Annotated in this window: 16 protein-coding genes and 1 pseudogene; 6 read left to right on the top strand and 11 right to left on the bottom strand. The window is 60.8% G+C overall.

Annotation, left to right across the window (positions count from 1 at the left end):
• Positions 1 to 4 precede the first annotated feature (4 nt).
• From B9A11_RS16930 to B9A11_RS16920, 3 genes are read right to left on the bottom strand one after another with little or no spacing between them, the layout of a single operon-like run.
• Positions 5 to 835, bottom strand: coding sequence for a TRAFAC clade GTPase domain-containing protein (locus B9A11_RS16930; RefSeq protein ID WP_058248884.1), 831 nt, complete (start codon positions 833 to 835; stop codon positions 5 to 7).
• Positions 832 to 1806 (bottom strand): TRAFAC clade GTPase domain-containing protein, encoded by a 975-nt coding sequence (locus B9A11_RS16925; RefSeq protein ID WP_200807308.1) that lies wholly within the window; start codon positions 1804 to 1806, stop codon positions 832 to 834. Before B9A11_RS16925 ends, B9A11_RS16930 begins: the two co-directional genes overlap by 4 nt.
• Positions 1803 to 3134 carry a GTPase-associated system all-helical protein GASH gene (locus B9A11_RS16920; protein ID WP_058248885.1) on the bottom strand — a complete coding sequence of 444 codons (1332 nt, stop codon included), beginning with the start codon at positions 3132 to 3134 and terminating at the stop codon, positions 1803 to 1805. The genes B9A11_RS16925 and B9A11_RS16920 overlap by 4 nt, the downstream gene beginning before the upstream one ends.
• 600 nt (positions 3135 to 3734) lie before the next feature.
• Here B9A11_RS16920 and B9A11_RS16915 point away from each other — a divergent pair.
• Positions 3735 to 5537 (top strand): TniQ family protein, encoded by a 1803-nt coding sequence (locus tag B9A11_RS16915; protein WP_058248886.1) that lies wholly within the window; start codon positions 3735 to 3737, stop codon positions 5535 to 5537.
• A 126-nt stretch (positions 5538 to 5663) separates the two neighbouring features.
• Positions 5664 to 6092 carry a hypothetical protein gene (locus B9A11_RS16910; RefSeq protein WP_058248887.1) on the top strand — a complete coding sequence of 143 codons (429 nt, stop codon included), beginning with the start codon at positions 5664 to 5666 and terminating at the stop codon, positions 6090 to 6092.
• Between the two features lie 57 nt (positions 6093 to 6149).
• On the opposite strand, the pseudogene B9A11_RS21190 reads toward B9A11_RS16910, so the two are convergent.
• Positions 6150 to 6254: pseudogene (locus B9A11_RS21190) on the bottom strand (integrase core domain-containing protein); the annotation flags it as partial.
• Positions 6255 to 6733: 479 nt separating this feature from the next.
• On the opposite strand from B9A11_RS21190, the gene B9A11_RS16905 reads away from it, so the two are divergent.
• Positions 6734 to 8566 carry a TniQ family protein gene (locus tag B9A11_RS16905; protein ID WP_159452513.1) on the top strand — a complete coding sequence of 611 codons (1833 nt, stop codon included), beginning with the start codon at positions 6734 to 6736 and terminating at the stop codon, positions 8564 to 8566.
• 167 nt (positions 8567 to 8733) lie between these two features.
• On the opposite strand, the gene B9A11_RS16900 is transcribed toward B9A11_RS16905, so the two are convergent.
• Entirely contained in the window at positions 8734 to 11019 is a 2286-nt protein-coding gene (locus tag B9A11_RS16900; protein WP_058248889.1) for an adenosylcobalamin-dependent ribonucleoside-diphosphate reductase, read from the bottom strand.
• A gap of 167 nt (positions 11020 to 11186) precedes the next feature.
• Here B9A11_RS16900 and B9A11_RS16895 point away from each other — a divergent pair, with 167 nt between their 5' ends.
• A complete protein-coding gene (locus B9A11_RS16895) occupies positions 11187 to 11618 on the top strand; it encodes a DUF1489 family protein (RefSeq protein WP_234988883.1) in 432 nt (143 codons plus the stop codon).
• Between the two features lie 4 nt (positions 11619 to 11622).
• Here B9A11_RS16895 and B9A11_RS16890 read toward each other — a convergent pair whose 3' ends face one another.
• A complete protein-coding gene (locus B9A11_RS16890; RefSeq protein WP_143595912.1) occupies positions 11623 to 12075 on the bottom strand; it encodes a rhodanese-like domain-containing protein in 453 nt (150 codons plus the stop codon).
• 133 nt (positions 12076 to 12208) lie between these two features.
• On the opposite strand from B9A11_RS16890, the gene B9A11_RS16885 reads away from it, so the two are divergent.
• Positions 12209 to 12607 (top strand): hypothetical protein, encoded by a 399-nt coding sequence (locus B9A11_RS16885; RefSeq protein WP_306345515.1) that lies wholly within the window; start codon positions 12209 to 12211, stop codon positions 12605 to 12607.
• Positions 12608 to 12663: 56 nt separating this feature from the next.
• On the opposite strand, the gene B9A11_RS16880 is transcribed toward B9A11_RS16885, so the two are convergent.
• Entirely contained in the window at positions 12664 to 13149 is a 486-nt protein-coding gene (locus tag B9A11_RS16880) for a YdcF family protein (protein ID WP_234988882.1), read from the bottom strand.
• A 109-nt stretch (positions 13150 to 13258) separates the two neighbouring features.
• Here B9A11_RS16880 and yghU point away from each other — a divergent pair, with 109 nt between their 5' ends.
• Entirely contained in the window at positions 13259 to 14107 is an 849-nt protein-coding gene (gene yghU, locus B9A11_RS16875) for a glutathione-dependent disulfide-bond oxidoreductase (RefSeq protein ID WP_058248892.1), read from the top strand.
• A gap of 51 nt (positions 14108 to 14158) precedes the next feature.
• Here the strand turns inward: yghU and hisG are convergent, their stop codons facing one another.
• From hisG to glpX, 4 genes are all read right to left on the bottom strand, one after another.
• Complete coding sequence (hisG, locus tag B9A11_RS16870) at positions 14159 to 14857, bottom strand: ATP phosphoribosyltransferase (RefSeq protein WP_058248893.1); 699 nt, start codon at positions 14855 to 14857, stop codon at positions 14159 to 14161.
• On the bottom strand, positions 14854 to 15930 hold the full coding sequence (locus tag B9A11_RS16865; protein ID WP_058248894.1) for an ATP phosphoribosyltransferase regulatory subunit: 1077 nt from the start codon (positions 15928 to 15930) through the stop codon (positions 14854 to 14856). Before B9A11_RS16865 ends, hisG begins: the two co-directional genes overlap by 4 nt.
• Positions 15927 to 17399, bottom strand: a complete 1473-nt coding sequence (hisS, locus tag B9A11_RS16860) for a histidine--tRNA ligase (protein ID WP_058248895.1) — start codon at positions 17397 to 17399, stop codon at positions 15927 to 15929. Before hisS ends, B9A11_RS16865 begins: the two co-directional genes overlap by 4 nt.
• Before the next feature lie 150 nt (positions 17400 to 17549).
• Entirely contained in the window at positions 17550 to 18512 is a 963-nt protein-coding gene (gene glpX, locus B9A11_RS16855) for a class II fructose-bisphosphatase (RefSeq protein ID WP_058248896.1), read from the bottom strand.
• Between the last annotated feature and the right edge of the window lie 36 nt (positions 18513 to 18548).

Genomic DNA, 18548 nt, shown 5'->3' with positions numbered 1-18548 from the left:
CAGATCACGCGTCGCCTGTGAGCATGTGGTGGATTGGCAGTGTGAGGTCGCGATCCTTCGTGCCATCAGGCTTGATCACATAGCCAAAATGTTCTGGCCCCATGCATGCATAATCTTCGTCGCCTGCCACGGAGCTAAGCGGACGTTCCAGCGAGGAAAGGCCCATGATGAGCGGCAGCTTCCAGTGTGAGCGAATGAACGCTGAAACCAGCGGAAGCCGCTCTTCGAATGCCTCTGAGGGATTTGCTGCAAACTCGGCCTCATCCCAGCACGTGAGGAGGACACCGAAACGCGGGAGGTGCCGTGCCTTAGATGTAGACCGATGCGTGAAGATAAGCATTTGCAGAAGCTCAACCAACCTTGCCTGATCAGAAGGTTCTACAGAGTGATTTTCGATCCGTAGATCTCTTAAATCGGCGAGTGGTTTGGTGAATATGTCATCTCCGACACTCGTCTGTTGAAGCCGGATAAGTAGCAGCCAAGCGTCAGCCACCTCTATCCGTTTTTGCCAATTCTCCGTGAGCCGTCGGTTCTCTATCATAGACTTGATCTGCTCTCCGCCATATTCCGGCCAAACCAAATCTGCCTCACATCCGTTGGCGTCAATAACTGGCCAGACGCTGTCCACGCTTACGGATCGTGCGGTGTGGCCAGCCGCGCGGCCCTCATCAAGCTGTTCCAATGCCGCCTCAAATGCCTCAAGGTTTGTGGCGGCGCCATTCATCCGTAATGCCCCTGGTGCCTGCATAAGACGACGCAGCAGTTGCGCACCAAAGTGGGTTTTGCCGACACCGCTTTCACCAACGAGGAGGATCGAGTTCGACGTTTCGCTCAAAGTTTCTCACTCCCGCAAATGAACAGAGGATCGAGTGATGCCGAGACTGGCGTCGGCAGCTGAATGCCTGATCGTTTGACGCTCATCGCCCAAAGAAGAAGCTCGACCAAGCCGGTACCGGTGCTCATGGATGGGCTTCCACCTGATACATCAACAACGCTCACGGAATGTTCGACTGCATCTGGCATGGCGCCGGTGACAGCACTGCGCACCGCAGTCTCCATTTGGTCCGAAATTTCGACGTCAGACTTCGTCCAAGCAAGAGCTACTGGACGACCTCCCCGTTCTGCACCCAAGCGCGCCACGATGCGTTGCAGCGACCCGCGCGCCGCCCCCTTGGCCTCTCCAGCCAAAGCTTCGCGATCAGCTACAATGATGAATGCGTCAGCGTTGTCTGATACCCAACGGGCGCCCTCACCTTGGTCGGAATTCGCATTTACCGCCCACCGCTGAAACCACTCTCCAGGCGCGTCCGTAAATAGATAGTCGACCGGACTGTCATCGTTCTCATGTCGAAATCTCAAATGGAGAAGGCCGGGAGCCCTGCCGCTTCGACTTGTAGTATGAGCCGGGAAACGGGGCGACTGACCCGGCTCCCAACGGAGCGATCCAGCGACAGCCTCCCACCCCGAAAGTGTAAAAGAACCTGCGAACGACCGCTTTCCGCAGCCGATCAAGCCTCGTCCGAGCAGCAGATACCATGCTGCCAGCAACGTCGTTTTACCAGCGTTTTGCGGTCCGATAACTGCTACAACGATAGGCTTTCCGCGCCCCGACACAAATCCCAGATCTGCAAGTCCAAAGGCACTACCGGTCCACGGCAGGAGCATTTCTCCTGAGGTGATCTCTTCCGATGCTTCGGATACCTTGGAGCTATTCCAGATCTGACACTTAGAAATGTCAGTGTGGCCGAGAGCACATCCTATCTCAGGAGCAAAGCAAGTTTCGTTCGCGCACTTTTCCATAGTCATGCGTTTCTTGCGGGACGACGCTTTGCAGACAATGCGTCAATCGCAGCTTTCGAAGCTTGGAGCTCGCGGAATAGCCAACCTGCCCACGACACTGGATCAAGTTTGGACGAGGGAGAAAGACCTGTCAGCCGTTGGAAATCTTCCTCTCTCCGAGCATTGGCATGCGCAGGGTGTCCAATCAAGGCCAGTAGCGGCCCTCGCCCTTCTGGTACATCTGCGAGTTTTGCAGCAATAGCACGTAATGGCGAAAGGTCATCATGGTCCTGCGCTTCCTTTACCAGTTCACATATAGTCTTTTGGGCTTCAACAGTTTCCGCGCCCAAGCGCAGCACCGTCTCACCCAGGAAGGCCGAGACGCTTGCGGGCGTGAAAAGCGGAACCGTCTCAAAAAGGTCGAGCGCCATAAGGGCCGCGGCAGTTGTTGGTGAAAGTTCGCGGTAGCTTTTAGCGGCAGACGGAGAATAAAGCGCCTCGCGCCACCAAAGAAGCTTGGTGCGTCGCTGTAGTCCTGCGGTGGCGGCAGAGAAGGAGTTCAGAGCCTCATCTACGTAGCCGGAAACCGCTGATACTAAGTTGCCGAAGGGTTCGGACAAGTCAGGATCACTGACTGCTACTTCCGATATAGCACTATTGATTGCATCCGAAATAGCCGTTCCAGACATATCTCCAAATTCTGAGACCCAATTGGCAGGGTTCTGATTTGGAAAATACCTATTTCCGTTTGTCGGGTTGTTACTTTGGTCGTGAGGCCCAGCGGCGGCCCTCAAAGCAATCTGCAAATCGGCCTCTGACACCTCACCAAAGGTTATTTTTGGTGAGCCAATAGAGGGTTGTTGATACTTCATAGACTTAATTGAGATCGTCTCCGGTGTCGCCCACTCTTTTTCAGCGACTTCATCAACGCGACGCTCGATTTTCTTGACGATATCGATCCAGATATCACGCTCGCTATCGACAGGCATAAGTGGAAGCGCGTTGCGCGCTGACGCCACAAAACAAACACCTACCCGATCATCCTCGGTTGCAGCATCGACGATTGCATCGAGAAGAATGGCGCGAACCACAGAGATCGGCATGTCAGCGAATGTGTTGCGATATGTCACCCATCTCTTCTGGAGCGCGGCAAGTGCCTCTTGGACCACAGGATCGTCTTCCGGCGCATCCGGATCGAAAGCGATCAAAGAATAGCTCAGTGCCTTCGACGGCTTCTTTTTCAGCGCGCTCGCGAGGTCTTTGGCCGCCTGTGATAGTTTTTCCAGCTTGGTGTCATCTCCACCGACGTCGATCAACCCTTTGACAAGAAAACCCTGAAGTATTAAGCCGCCCAATCGTTCAACCTCCTATAGCTAACGCCGGACATTAAATGACAGAGCGCAGAAGCCAAGTCTAAAAGGAGGCCGCGGGTGCCCCAACATGTCAGCCGTCCTTCGATGCGATTTCCGGACGTAAATCGCTCTCGCAGCAACTACGCCCAAGCACCATGCTGTCGGAAAGCGTGAGGTGCAATCGTTGCCCCGCTTTGTCAGGTACGGGTGTCTTGGCAACACGCACCTGACAAGGAGCGGCCACGCCGAAAGAATTTTCGTGTCTGTTCTCTCTGTTCAGAGTGGCCTTTCAACAACGTCTCTGCAAAGTTCGCTTCCTTTCGCATCTTGGCCGTTCATGAGTGGAGCAGCGAAGCTCGGCTCCCCGCCCTCCGCGTAGGTCGCGCCGGGTTCAGGGCGTGATCCTGGAAGAGTGTCCGCTTCAGTGTCCTGACAAGGGCACGTTCGCGCGAGCAGAGAAGGTCCGGAAACCGTCCATGTTTACGACTGAGATCATACTCCGGAGCTGCGGCAAAACGATACCACGGAAGATGACGACGGTTTGCATTCACTTCTCTCTGGCATATCTGGGTGAAAACACCAGCCAATCGAGCGACACCGACAATGCTTGCCCTGCCCCCCTCGAGAGAGACCGTCGCATCGTGGATCTCTCGTCGTGCTGCCCACTTCTGGGTGGATGCCGCGACGTTTTGCGTGGACAAGGGCACGTCGTTCACGGCGGTTCTTCAAAACACGGATGATGTCATCGCGATCCTCGCCGAACATGGTGAGGAGCTCGCGCAGGACATCCGCGAATGGTCGCCACAGCTGGTCGGCAAGGGAACAAGGGTGTTCCGAGGCCATAGTTTCCCGACCAAATCCCTTCAAACGTCCGTCATGCGTGGATGTGCGCAGTGCCTCAGAGAGGACTTTCAAAAGACGGGCGAAATGAAGATGCGAGGGCATTGGCTGGTACCGCATGTCTCGGTCTGTATCATTCACCAAGCCGCGCTTGTTCCGTTATGGCGCGAGGCAAGTCCGCTCAAACGTTACGACAGTGCGCCTGTGCTGGAGGGGATCAAGGACGACCTCCTGTCGGGGAAGTTTGATGGGAAGCCCAGAAAGCTGTTCGCTTTCGACGAGTGGATCGAGGCAAGATTTGCTGACACTGACTTTCCGGCAACTTGGCTAGACGATCATCCGCTGCACGCGGCCTCCAATTTTTGCCATCTCCTTGGCGCCGCACGGCTGCGGCTCGAGGATATCCCCCAGTCGCGCATCACGCCCGAGGACCGTCCGATCCTCTATCAGATGGGCTTTCAAGTCGCCCGACATGGCCCGGACGCCATCCGGGATACCTTCGTGGGCCTCCAACGCAAACCCGGCGCGCCACATGACGGACCAAAGGCGATCTTCCCCAAGCTCTATGACCGGCTCGCCTATGCCTACAAGGATCATCCCGACTATGCGCCGTACCGGCATCTCCTGCGGGATCATATCGCCGCGACTTGGCCGTTGGGGCCGGGCGATGAACTTCTCGGCCAGCCAGTCATGCAGCGCCGGTTACACTCGGTCCGGACGGCTGCCCAAGCGACAGGGATCGACCGTCGGCGTCTGCGCAAAGCTCTGGCTACAGCGAACATTGTGCCGGAAGCCGCTCAGGGATTGGGGGATGCATGGGAAGTCTTCGATGCGGCCGCAGCCGAACCCGTTCTGGCCAGCCTGACCGAGCTCATCACCGCAAAGGACATGGCAGCCGCGATCAACGCCACGCGCTCGCAATTCGATCTGCTGGTCGAGGATGGCGTGCTGATGCCTGATCTTGATGCGCCCGATGTCAAAGCTGTCTGGCACCCGGCCCAAGGTCAAAGGTTTTTGGACAATCTCCTGACCGGCGCCCAGCAGCTCCGGCAGGCACAGCACGGCTGGGAACACATCTCCAAGTCCGCACAGCGGCTGAAAGTGCGGCCAGTCGAGATCATCGACGCGATCCGAGATGGCCGCATCACCCGTGTCGGCAATCGAATGGAATGGGAAGGCTACGCAGCCATTCACGTCTATCACGACGATGTCGTCGCGGCGCTTCAACCCGACCCTATTGACGCAAAGAGCATCGAGGTCTTTGCGAAGTTCATCGGCATCGGTCAGCCGTCCCATTTGAAGCGCCTGATCGAGGCCGGTCATGTTCAGACGACGATCCTGATGAACCCGATCACCAAGGCCGATCAGGTCTACTTCACCGCGGATGACGAGACCGCCTTTCGAATTCGCTTCGTGACACCCAAGCTGATGGCGGAAGTCTACGGGGCCTCGTGGCAGAGGTTGCTCCGCCAGCTGCGTGATGCCGGCATTGAACCATTGGGCGGCCGAGAAGGTCCGTTCGGGCACGTCTACCTTCGCGACGATACCGATCGGATCCTGTCTTAATCTATTAATTTCATGAAAGAAAAAGAGTTGCAGGGCACCAGCCCTCCAACTCTTTGCGTTGGCGTTTAACCCAGCGGATACCAGCTCTTGGAAAACCTATGGTGTGATTTCTGGAAAAGGTATGCGGTGACTGACATTAATCGCGGATCATACAAGTACAATTTCGTTTACGTCGAATTAGACCCGTTGCCCCCGGTGGGGATCTACGAGCACACTCCCGAGCGCATCGTGGAGGTTGAGCGTGGCGATAGTCCGTTCCCCTATTATTGGGAGGAATATGCCATCGTCGACGGTGAGCATCTGGTAAGCCGTTCGGTATACGATGACGGCACTGCGCTGATCCGGGGTGAATTGCAGTCAATCGCAGGGCGGGCACAATTGCGGTCTCGTTTTGTAACGCCCTACAATTTCATCATAGCGGCGGGCGGTGCTTCAATCTTTGATATGAACTACGATCAGCAACTCGAGGAGCATCTTAACGCGATGCTGAAAGGGGAAGATCGCCTTGAGGCAATCTCGTTGGATGGCACTCGTCTTCCAACCGGGCGCTTCTGATGCGGTTAGCCGCTAAATCCTAACGGTCAGCCCCACTTGAGTGGACCGGCTTGGGTGTTAGTGCATGACCGGCCTCGAGTCTACCGGGACGATCGTTTCAGGGGCTGGTGGGCGGCAGCCCAGAGCACTGTGGGGGCGCTTGGTGTTGTAGTGCCGCCCCCATACTCAATGAGGGTCTCTGCTCTATGCAAACCGGACTTTCAAGGTGCGTGCAGCGAATTCACACTTTCCGCCGTACCTGTCGCTACTAATGGAACAAGGTAGGCTGGGTTAGGGGTAGGCGTGCCAACTGTGGGGCGAGATTGCATTTGTTGCGCAATGACCGTCGAGAGGGTCGAGAGGGTCGTGAGGGTCGAGAGGGTCGAGAGGGTCGAGAGGGTCGAGAGGGTCGAGAGGGTCGAGAGGGTCGAGAGGGTCGAGAGGGTCGAGAGGGAAGTTCCGCGTGAGGCAGCGGATGGCAAGGCGTCTACCGATGAACTACAATGTCGTCGTTTGGCATATCGCGCGTCCTCCATCGGATCTTCTCAGGCAAGGCTACTGCTACAACTGACAGGGGTTCCTGCGGCAAGCTAATGGATTGTTCCGAAATCCCTCCCCGCAGGTTTGACGTTTCGAAATTCGGCTCATACGTGACGACAATGATGAACCACGAATTTCCCTCGCCCCTCCATGACAGGCCGCGCCGGCGCGAACCTGCGTTTGCGTTCCATTCTCGCATAGCCTCCGCCGGCGGTGTGAGCGCTGTCGATTTCGGCGAGGATGTGGATCTGCCGTTCGCTCAGATCGTGAGAGGCGTCCCGGATGCCCTGAGGCAGCTTGAACAATTGTCCGGCAATGATCTGGGCGCGCTCTCGTCTTGGACAACTGTCGCCGCCGAAGGTCACCGCCGCAGCATCAATGGCCATCAGTTTCCCGTTAGGCCGTTGTTGACGTCCGCGGTGCGCGGCTGCCCGGCGTGCCTCCGCGAAGACATTGAGGGTTCTTCCCTTTCGCCGCATCAGGCGATGACATTTCAGGCGCACTGGCTGATCCATCACGTTTCTCTATGTCTGAAGCATGAGTGCAGCCTCGTTCCTCTCTGGAAAGACACAGCTCCGACCCTCCGCTACGATACGGCAATGCAGTTCCGGAAAATCGCGGATCAGATTGTATCCGGCGAGATGGATGGCAAGGCGCGTGCGCCGACCGAGTTCGAGATCTGGTTCGACCAACGCCTTGCCGGCGAACCGCATGAGGAAACGTGGCTCGACGCGCATCCACTTCATGCCGCGTCGGTGTTCTGCCGCCTCCTTGGATACGCGCTTCTCCCGCTCCATGATCTCAGGCCACAACACATTACGCCAGCTTGGGGGCACCTCACCTATGATGCCGGATTTGCCGTTGCTTCCCAAGGCGAGGCCGAGATTCTGTCTCACCTCAAACAGCTGAACGCACGAGCGGAACCGCGGCTGGGGCCGAAAGCGGTGTTCCCTGTCCTCTACGATCATCTGTCACGCGAACATCAGAACGACCCCGATTTCAAACCTTACCGCGACCTCATGGCTCGGCATCTTATGGACAGCTGGCCGTTGGGGCCTGGTGACGACCTCCTTGGAGAACCTGTAGAATACCGGCACCTGCATTCGGTCCGTACGGCGTCCGAGGCAACCGGCATCGATATCCGCCGACTCCGGAAAATGCTGGAGTCGGCCGACCTGATTGACCCAAACCTGCCGGACAACTGGGCAGTCTTTGACGCCGAGGCGGGCAAGGCCTTGCTTGGAACGATGGTCACATACACCAGCGCGAAGGAATTCGCCGAGATGCATGGGATCAGTCGATCCCAGTTTGACCTGCTCGTCGACGATGGCATCCTGAGACCCGCGCTGACTGATGCGCAATCGAAGCACATATGGGATCCGCGGGATGGGCGGGGCTTTATCGATGGTCTCCTAACCGGAGCCGAGACTATACAGCAGGCGCAGCATGGATGGGAAACCATCGCGAAGGCTTCCCAACGGCTCAAGATCAGACCGGCAGATATCATCCGGGCGATCCGTGAAGGGCGGATCCAGCGCGTGGCGCGCAACGTACAGTTCCACGGCTACGGCTCTGTCCACGTTTACCACGAAGAAGTCGCGCAGGTGCTGGGCAGCGACGAACCTGCCGCCCTGTCTCTCGAGTTGTTCACGAAGTCGGTCGGTCTCGCTCAGCCGGTGTTCATCAATCGACTGGTCAAGGACGGCCATGTGCCGTCTACCGAAATGCGCAATCCGCGGACCAAGGCGATGCAACGCTACATCACGGAGAAAGACGCCGCCGTGTTTCATGCACGTTTCGTGACGCTCCGCACGCTTGCGAAGGCTCATGGCGTAACATGGCAGAGCCTGGCTCCGAAACTGCGCAACGCTGGTGTGCTTCCCTTCAGCCCGGACGGCATCGACTACGGCTACCTGTACCTCAAGTCCGAGGTCGAGAGCGCTCTGGGCATCTGATCCAGACGATCAGGCCTGAAATGAAAAGGGCGGCGCACATCGCGCCGCCCAATTTCATACTCAGGGTCGGAAATCAGCCCTTATCCATCACCGATTCAAAAACGCAGCTTTTGTCGCAAAACCCAACAATGGATGTCGGACGACAAACAGCTATTTTCCCTAATCGATTACCCGCACTTCGAATGCCCACACGAAGAGCACGTCATGCACCCCTCGACCATCATCATCGAGAATTGACCGCAGGAGGGGCAGGCTTTGCCGCGAGGGGCGTCCAGCCCCACGACCTTGGCCGTCGGGTCCGCCTTCAGGCCCATGCCTTCGCCTTCGAGGAAACCGGTCGACACCAGGTGCGTTTCGATCACGCCGCCGATGGCTGCCAGGATGGACGGGATGTACTTGCCCTTGACCCATGCGCCGCCGCGCGGGTCGAACACGGCTTTCAGCTCTTCGACCACAAAGGACACGTCGCCGCCACGGCGGAACACGGCCGAGATCATCCGGGTCAGCGCCAGCGTCCAGGCGTAGTGCTCCATGTTCTTGGAGTTGATGAACACCTCAAACGGACGGCGGTGGCCACCGACCACAATATCGTTGATCGTCAGATAGATCGCGTGCTCAGAATCCGGCCACTTCAGCTTGTAGGTGTTGCCTTCGAGGTGCTCGGGGCGGTCCAGCGGTTCGGACATGTAGATCACGTCGCCGCCCGCGGCCTCTTCGGCCAGTTCCGGCGTCTCGGCGGGGGTCTTTTCCGCGCTCTCGGACACCGACAACACCGAACCGGTCACATCGTTCGGACGGTAGGTCGTGCAGCCTTTGCAGCCCGAGTCGTAGGCTTCCATGTAGACCTCTTTGAACGCCTCAAAGGAGATGTCCTCGGGGCAGTTGATGGTCTTGGAGATCGAGCTGTCGATCCACTTTTGCGCGGCGGCCTGCATCCGAACGTGGGCCAGCGGCTCCAAAGTCTGGGCGTTGACGAAGTAATCGGGCAGCTCGGCGTCGGCGCCATGCAGGTCGCGGTACATCTGAACCGCGTAATCGACGACCTCTTCTTCGGTGCGCGAGCCGTCCTTTTGCAAAACCTTGCGGGTGTAGCTGTAGGCAAAGACCGGCTCGATCCCCGACGACACGTTGCCCGCATAAAGCGAGATCGTCCCGGTCGGCGCGATCGAGGTCACCAGAGCGTTGCGGATGCCGTGGGTGCGGATCGCCTCGCGGACGTCGTCATCCATCTGCATCATGTTGCCCGAGGCAAGGTACTTGTCCGCGTCGAACAGCGGGAAAGCGCCCTTTTCCTTGGCCAGCTCGACCGACGCCAGATAAGACGCGCGGGCGATCCGCTTGAGCCAGATTTCGGTCTGCGCGGCGGCCTCGGGCGAGCCGTACTTGAGCCCCTTCATCAGCAGCGCGTCGGCAAGGCCCGTGACGCCCAGACCGATGCGGCGCTTGTTCTGCGCCTCAAGCCGTTGTTGTTCCAGCGGGAATTTCGACGCGTCGACCACGTTGTCCATCATGCGCACAGCGGTGGCGACCAGATCGTCCAGCGCTTCGTCCGAGATTTCGGCCTCGGCGGTGAAGGGGTTCGACACCAGACGCGCCATGTTGATCGAGCCAAGCAGGCAGGCACCATAGGGCGGCAGAGGCTGCTCGCCGCAGGGGTTGGTGGCGGCAATCGTCTCGCAATAGTTGAGGTTGTTGGCCTTGTTGATGCGGTCGATAAAGATCACGCCCGGCTCGGCATAATCATAGGTCGCCTTCATGATCTTGTTCCACAGATCGCGCGCTTGGACCGTGTGGTAGACCTTGCCGTCGAATTGCAGCTCCCACGGGCCGTCGGCCTTGACCGCTTCCATAAAGGGATCGGTGACCAGAACGGACAGGTTGAACATGCGCAGGCGGGCGCTGTCGGCCTTGGCGGCGATGAACTGTTCCACATCAGGGTGGTCGCAGCGCATGGTTGCCATCATCGCACCGCGGCGCGAGCCTGCGGACATGATGGTGCGGCACATGGCGTCCCACACGTCCATGAACGACAAGGGGCCAGAGGCATCAGCGGCCACACCCGCGACCGGCGCGCCCTTGGGGCGGATGGTCGAGAAGTCATAGCCAATGCCGCCGCCCTGCTGCATGGTCAGCGCGGCCTCTTTGAGCATGTCGAAAATGCCGCCCATGCTGTCCGGGACGGTGCCCATGACAAAGCAGTTGAACAGCGTCACGGTGCGGTCGGTGCCCGCCCCTGCGGTGATCCGACCAGCGGGGAGATATTTGAAATCTTCCAGCGCGTTATAGAACTTTTCCTCGTAGCCCTTGGCGTCTTTTTCGACAGAGGCCAACGCCCGCGCGATTCGCCGCCAGGTATCTTCGACCGACTGGTCCAGCGCGCCGCCGTCGGCGTCTTTGAGACGATACTTCATGTCCCAAATCTGTTCAGCGATGGGCGCGGCAAATCGGGTCATGGGGCGAATCCTTTGTGTCTTAGTTCGGCAAGCAGGATGGCTGCGTAGCGATCCTAAATGATTTTTTAAAGCCCTAAATCGAGCTTGATCGCAGCGTGTTTAACGCTAGGGCTTGAAGCACACAGCGCAAGACATACCATATGCTGCGCCAAAAGGGGAAAAGATTCGTGTCCAAGATCACACATCTGGTGAAACTCAGCGCCGGCACCGAAAGCGTCGACACGCTAGAGGCGTGGCAGGCGTCCTATGCCGCGCGCTTTGCCGATGGGATGCCGCGCCATGTGACGCGCATGTGGCCAAAGCGCGAGCCCGAGATTCTGGCAGGCGGATCAATCTATTGGGTGATCAAGGGGCAGATCCAGTGCCGTCAGCGCGTGGTGCGTCTGGACCGCGTGACCGGGGACGACGGCGTGGAGCGTTGCGCGCTGGTGCTCGACCCTGAATTGATCCGTACCGCCTTGGCACCGAAACGCGCCTTTCAGGGCTGGCGCTATCTTGCGCCCGACGACGCGCCCCCGGATTTGCCCAAAGGACGCGCCGCCGAAGAGCCTTTGCCCCCCGAACTGGCCGGGGCGCTGGCCGATATTGGGGTGCTTTAACGCTTTAGCAGCTCTGGCAGCCCATAGCGCGGGTCGGCAGCTGCGGGCGATAGCCCTCGCCCAGCACGCGGTTCATGCCGCCCGCCACATCGACGACCTCCGTGTCGACCAGCGGCGCGATCTGGCGGCTGGCGCGCGACGTCCGGTTCCCCGACCGGCAGATCAGCGCCAGTTTTTGACCGGGCTGGATGTGCGGCAGGACCGCTTGCATAAAGCTGTCCGGGTCGGTGTAGGTCACCAGCAGCGCGCCCTCGATGACGCCGGTTTGCTTCCATTCCTCGGGGCGTCTGATGTCGACCAGCAGAGTGTTGTCATCCGCGGCCAGCTCTGCCCCGCTGGGCGAGGCCAGCGTCAGGTTGATCGGCGTATCCGCGAACAGGCGCTTGCCCGCATAGATCGCCAGTACCGCCGCAGCGCCCCCGGCCCCCAGCACAAACCGTCTTTGCACGCTTTTCATTCCAAATTCCTTATATGTCTGCACCGGACCTAAGCGTCCTGCCCGCACTGTGCAAGCGGCGCTTTGCCCCATGTCAAAGCCCCCTGCCCCAAAATGCGGTAAACTAGCCGTGCATTTTCAGGAGGGAGGTCCCATGAAGCCCATGAAACCCGTCAAAAGCCTTCTCACCGCGCTGGCCCTTATCGCCACCGCCGCCACCGCGCAGGCGGACCAGTTGATCGGCTCTTATGTGGCCTATATCGGGCGCGACGATCTGTATAACTCCAAGGGCGCGCGGCTGTCCGAGCCGTGGCAGATCCTGCGTCAGGACCGCGCGAACTATCACAAGTTTGGCCGCAGCCAGCCGGGCGACGAATGGGATCCGTTCTTTGGCAACATCAACAACCGTGCCGCGATGGAGCGGATGATCATGAACGGTTACATCGAACCCAGCGCCGCACGGATCCTTGTGAACGGCGGGGCGACGGTCTTTGTGCGCATCTATGGCAGCGGCAACACGGGCCGGTCGGTCGAGGTGACGGTCGTGCGGTGACGCGCGCAAACTAGGCCGTGCGGTGACGCACGCAAACTGGGCCGCGCGGTGACAGGCTAGCCCGTGAACCCGCGCGACCACGTGTAAAGATATGCCATTGCTTCACGCAGGCGCAATTTCACCATGCCCCACGTCAGCGGGTAATCCCGGCGCGGGCAGTCGCTCCGCGCCTCCAGCCCCATGCGCCGCGCCATCATCCGGGCGCGCGGCGCGTGGTATCCGTCGGTGACGATCACCACCTCGCGCGCGCCGATCCGTTCCAGCAGGGCGCGCGACCGTTCGATGTTTTCCCAAGTGTTGGTCGCTTGCTCTTCGCGGAAGACGGCCCCCTCGGGCACCCCTGCCTCAATGCAAATCGCCGCCATGACCTGCGCCTCGGAGGGCGGGTGCAGGCCAACGCCCCCCGACACCACGATGGCGCGCACCTTGCCGTCCAGCCACAGCTGCGCCGCATGGCCCGCGCGCCGCCGCAAGCTGGGCGAGGCGCGTCCGCCTTGCCAAACCGCTGCCCCCAGCACCAAGGCCACAGGCCCGTGATTCACCGCATCCTTCATATCCGCAGATATGCACAACCTTCGTGCAATGCGCGACCCCCTCTGGCATTCCCGGCGCGGGACGTTACCTTGCAGCGGAACGAACAAAGGACGCGCCATGACCGAAACCTACACCCCCCCGAAAGTCTGGACCTGGGACAAAGCCAACGGCGGCGAGTGGGCCTCGCTCAATCGCCCCATCGCCGGGGCGACCCACGACAAGGATCTGCCCGTGGGCGAGCATCCTTTTCAGCTGTACTCGCTCGCCACGCCCAACGGCCAAAAGGTCACCATCCTGCTCGAAGAGCTGCTGGCCGCCGGTCATGCCGCCGAATATGACGCCTGGCTGATCCGCATCATGGATGGCGATCAGTTCGGCTCGGGGTTCGTTGACGTGAACCCCAACTCGAAAATCCCGGCGCTGATGGACCGCTCTGGCGACACGCCCGTGCGCGTATTCGAATCCGGTGCGATCCTGATGCACCTGGCCGAGAAATTCGGGGCCTTCCTTGGCGATAACCGCCCCGAGCTGCTGTCGTGGCTGATGTGGCAGATGGGCAGCGCGCCGTATCTGGGCGGCGGCTTTGGCCATTTCTACGCCTATGCGCCCTACCCGATGGAATACCCGATCAACCGCTTCGCGATGGAGGTGAAACGCCAGCTCGACGTGCTGGATCGCCACCTTGCGGACAATCAGTTCATGACCGGCGCGGAGTATACGATTGCCGATATGGCGATCTTTCCGTGGTATGGCCGCACCGTGCATGGCGACAGCTATAACGCGGGCGAGTTTCTTGACGTTGCCACGTATAAGAACGTGATCCGCTGGGCCGATGAGATCGCCGCGCGCCCCGCCGTGCAGCGCGGGCAGATGGTCAACCGAACCTCGGGCGCGCCGTCGGGCCAGCTGCACGAGCGTCACGCCGCCAGCGACTTTGAAACGAAAACGCAGGACAAGATCGGCTGATCCTGCCCCGCGCTTCAAGTCTTAGGCAGGCCCCCACAGCGGGGCCTGTTTTCATTCGCCCACGTTCAGCAACGTGCAGAGCGCGTCCAGCGTCTTGCGCTCGGCGCTGGTCATCGGGGCTGTTCGCGAGCGGAAGAGCGTCGCCTGAGAGCGCAAGACAGGCTCTTCGGCCAGCACCTTGAGGTGGTTGGCGCGCAAGGTCTCGCCGGTCGAGGTGATGTCGGCCACCGCCTCGGCGGTGAGGTTCTTGACCGTGCCTTCGGTCGCGCCCTGGCTGTCCACCAGCTGGTAGTCGGACACGCCGCCGTCATGCAGGTACTGGCGCACCAGACGGTGGTATTTCGTGGCGATCCGCATCCGAAAACCGTGCCGCGCGCGAAAGCCCGCCGCCGCCGCGTCCAGATCGTCCAGCGTGTCCACGTCGACCCAGGCGGAGGGCACCGCAAGGATCAAATCAGCGTGGCCAAAGCCCAGTTCCGCCAGCGGCTCGACCTTTTGTTCCCACTGCACCAGCTTTTCCTGCACCAGATCGGTGCCGGTCACGCCCAGATGGATGCGCCCGGCGGACAGCTCGCGCGGGATTTCCCCGGCGCTCAGCAGCACCAGTTCCACGCCGTCGATGCCCGTGACCGCGCCCGAGTATTCGCGTTCCGACCCGGTCCGCGCCAGCGACACGCCACGCGCCCCGAACCAGTCAAAGGTCTTTTCCATCAGCCGCCCCTTGGACGGCACACCCAGCTTGATGCTCATCGCTCCAGCTCCACCAACAGGCCTGCGCGGATGACTCCGCCCACCGCCGGGATTTCGCGGCCCTTGCCCAATTGGCGGGTCAGCGCGTCATAGCGCCCGCCGCTGGCCACCGAAGGCCAATCGGGGCGTTTCGGCGCGACAAAGCCAAAGACGAAACCGTCGTAATATTCCATCGAGGTGCGGCCATAGCTGGCCTCGAACCCCAAGGTCTGCACGTCGACGCCGCGCGCCTCCAGCGCATCGCAGCGGCGCGCGAACCGTTCCACCGCTTCAGAGATCGCGGGCAGATCGACGGCAATGTCGCGCAGCTGTTCCAGCGCAAAGGGGCAGGCCTCGGACACCTTGAGAAGCGCTTCGATCAAGGCGACCTGATCGCGGCTGAGCTTGGGTTCCTTGGCGTCCTCGCGCAGGGCTTCGATGCGGTCTTTGATTTCGTCCTCGCCGCGCAGGCCGATCATCGGACCGGCCTTGGCCATCGGGTTGGCATCCGCCAATAGGGCCGCGCGGGTGGCAGGCACCGGCAGCTTGCCCGAGAAACGGTCCAGCAGGTTGCGAAAGCGCCGGGGCCGCCAGATGTGCCGCGTCAGCGCCGCGCGCCGCCGTTCCGACGTTTCCAGCCCCGCGACCGCGGCCGTCAGGATGCCAATGTCGCCGGTGACCGCGCGCAGGCCGTAGCCCTGCAAGGTCTTGGAAAACAAGGCGAAAACCTCGGCATCCGCCGCTGCCGGATCGGTGCGGTCAAAGACCTCGTAGCCGACCTGGAAATACTCGTTGGCGCGCTCGGGGTGCTCTTCTTGGCGGCGAAAGACTTCGCCCGCGTAGGTATAGCGCGCAGGCTCCGCGCCCTCGTCCATGTGCTTTTGCACGACCGGCACGGTAAAGTCCGGGCGCAGCATGACCTCGCCCTGCACGGGGTCGGTGGTCACATAGGCGCGGGTGCGGATGTCCTCGCCATAGAGGTCCAGAAGGGTCTCGGCGGGTTGCAAAATGGCGCAATCGACGGGCTGGGCGTTTGCCTCTTCGAACTGCGCTTGCAGGGCATACGCCTTTGATTTCACGGCAGAAAGCGTCATTGGTAGAGGTCCAGAATCTCGCGCACCTTGGCCACCAGATCGCCGCGCGCCACTTCGTATTGGCTGGGGCGATCCTGCCATTCTTCGAGGCTGGCGTTCTCGGCCAGTTTCGCGCCAAGGATCAGGTCCTTGATCTGCACCTTGCCCGCGTCGAATTCGTCGCCGCCCGCGATCACCGCCACCGGAGACTGCCGTTTGTCGGCGTATTTCAACTGGTTGCCAAAGTTCTTGGGGTTGCCAAGGTAGACCTCGGCGCGGATGCCAGCATTGCGCAGCTCGGCCACCATGGTCTGGTATTCGGCCATGCGGCTCTTGTCCATGACGGTGACCACGACAGGCCCCTGCACGCTGGAGCCGATCCGCCCTTTTTCGCGCAAAGCCGCCAGCAGGCGGTCGACGCCGATCGAGACACCGGTCGCCGGGACCTCTTGGCCGGTGAAGCGCTTGACCAGATCGTCATAGCGCCCGCCCCCAGAGACAGAGCCGAACTGCCGCTTGCGACCCTTTTCGTCAAGAATTTCAAAGGTCAGCTCGGCCTCGAACACCGGACCGGTGTAGTAGCCCAGACCGCGCACCACGCTGGGGTCAATCTCGATCCGGTCGCGGCCATAGCCCCCTGCATCCAGCAGCGTTGCAATCGTCTCCAGCTCATCGACCCCGGTCGCACCGACGGTCGACCCGCCGATTGCATCGCGCAGGTTGGCCAAGGTCTTGGCCGCGTCCGCACCCTTGGAGGTCAGGAACGCCAAAACCGGCTCGGCCTGATCGTCCGACAGGCCCACACCGTCGATATACGCACCCGAAGCGTCCAGACGCCCCTTGCCCAGCAGCTCGCGCACGCCGCTTTCGCCGACCTTGTCGAACTTGTCGATGGTGCGCAGCACGTCTGCGGCCTGAGCCTCTTCGGAGACGCCCATCGCTTCAAGCACGCCGTTCAAGACCTTGCGGTTGTTCACCCGCACCAGATAATCGCCGCGCGGGATGCCCACCCGTTCCAGCGTGTCGGACAGCATGGCGCAGATCTCGGCGTCGGCGGCGACGCTCGGCGCGCCCACGGTGTCGGCGTCACACTGGTAGAACTGGCGATAACGCCCCGGCCCCGGCTTTTCGTTGCGCCAGACAGGCCCCATCGCGTAGCGGCGATAGGGCAACGGCAGATCGTTGCGATATTGCGCATAGACACGGGCCAGCGGCGCGGTCAGGTCATAGCGCAGCGCCATCCAGGCGTCGTCCTCGTCCTGCCAGGCAAAGACGCCCTCGTTGGGACGATCCACGTCGGGCAGGAACTTGCCCAGAGCTTCGACCGTCTCCACGGCAGAGCTTTCAAGCGCATCGAACCCGTATTGATGGTAGACCCCGGCAATCGTCTTGAGCATCTCGGCGCGCTCGGTCACCTCGGCGCCGAAATAGTCACGAAACCCCTTGGGCGTCTGCGCCTTGGGGCGGGGAGCTTTTTTCTGCTTGGCCATCACTCGATCCGACTTGGAAAATGTGTCGCGCCTCCCTTAGCGAATGGGCGGCTTGGGGGCAAGCGCAGCGCCGCGCGGCAAAGGCGCAGGGTCGCGGAAAAGCAAAGGGGCCGGGAAAATCCCGACCCCCTGAAAGGCGGCAACCAAGGCTTACTTGTGCGGGTTGCGATAGTTCATGCGGCGCACAGAGCCGGTTTTCGAGCGCATCAGCAGCGTCTCGGTGGTGACCCAACCCGGCTCGCGCTTGATCCCCGGCAGCAAGGAGCCGCCCGTCACGCCCGTCGCGGCAAAGATCACGTCAGCGGTGACCATTTCATCGCGGGTGTAGATCTTGTCGAAGTCGGTGATGCCCGCCTTGGTGGCGCGGCCACGTTCGTCGTCGTTGCGGAAGAGCAAACGGCCAAAGATCTGACCGCCCATACATTTCAGCGCCGCTGCCGCCAGAACGCCCTCGGGCGCGCCGCCAGAGCCCATGTACATGTCGATGCCGGTGATATGCGGCTCGGCGCAGTGCATGACGCCCGCAACGTCACCGTCGGTGATCAGGCGGATGCCCGCACCGGTGCTGCGCACTTCGGCGATCATCTCTTCGTGACGGGGACGTTCAAGGATACAAACGGTGATGTCCTGCGGACGGCAGCCCTTGGCCTCGGCCAGCGCGGCGATACGTTCCGACGGGGTCATATCCAGCGTCACGACGCCCTCGGCAAAGCCCGGACCGATCGCCAGCTTTTCCATGTAAACGTCCGGCGCGTGCAGCATCGAGCCGCGCGGGCCCATGGCGATCACGGTCAGCGCGTTGGGCATGTCCTTGGCGGTCAGCGTGGTGCCTTCAAGGGGGTCCAGCGCGATGTCGACGCCGGGGCCGCCGGAGCCGACCTCTTCGCCGATATACAGCATCGGGGCTTCGTCACGCTCGCCTTCACCGATGACCACGACGCCCGAGATTTCCAGCTTGTTCAGCTCTTCGCGCATGGCGTTGACGGCGGCCTGGTCGGCGGCCTTTTCATCACCGCGCCCGATCCAGTCGGCGCTGGAGATGGCGGCCTGCTCTGCCACGCGGGCAAGGCCAAGGGAAAGCATACGGTCATTGAAATCAATCGGGGTGGACATGGGTCTTCCTTGGAAAATATGGGGTTAACGCGATCT

The sequence above is a fragment of the Tropicibacter naphthalenivorans genome (assembly GCF_900176475.1).
Lineage (GTDB): Bacteria > Pseudomonadota > Alphaproteobacteria > Rhodobacterales > Rhodobacteraceae > Tropicibacter > Tropicibacter naphthalenivorans.
This window is presented reverse-complemented; position numbering and strand designations above follow the sequence as displayed.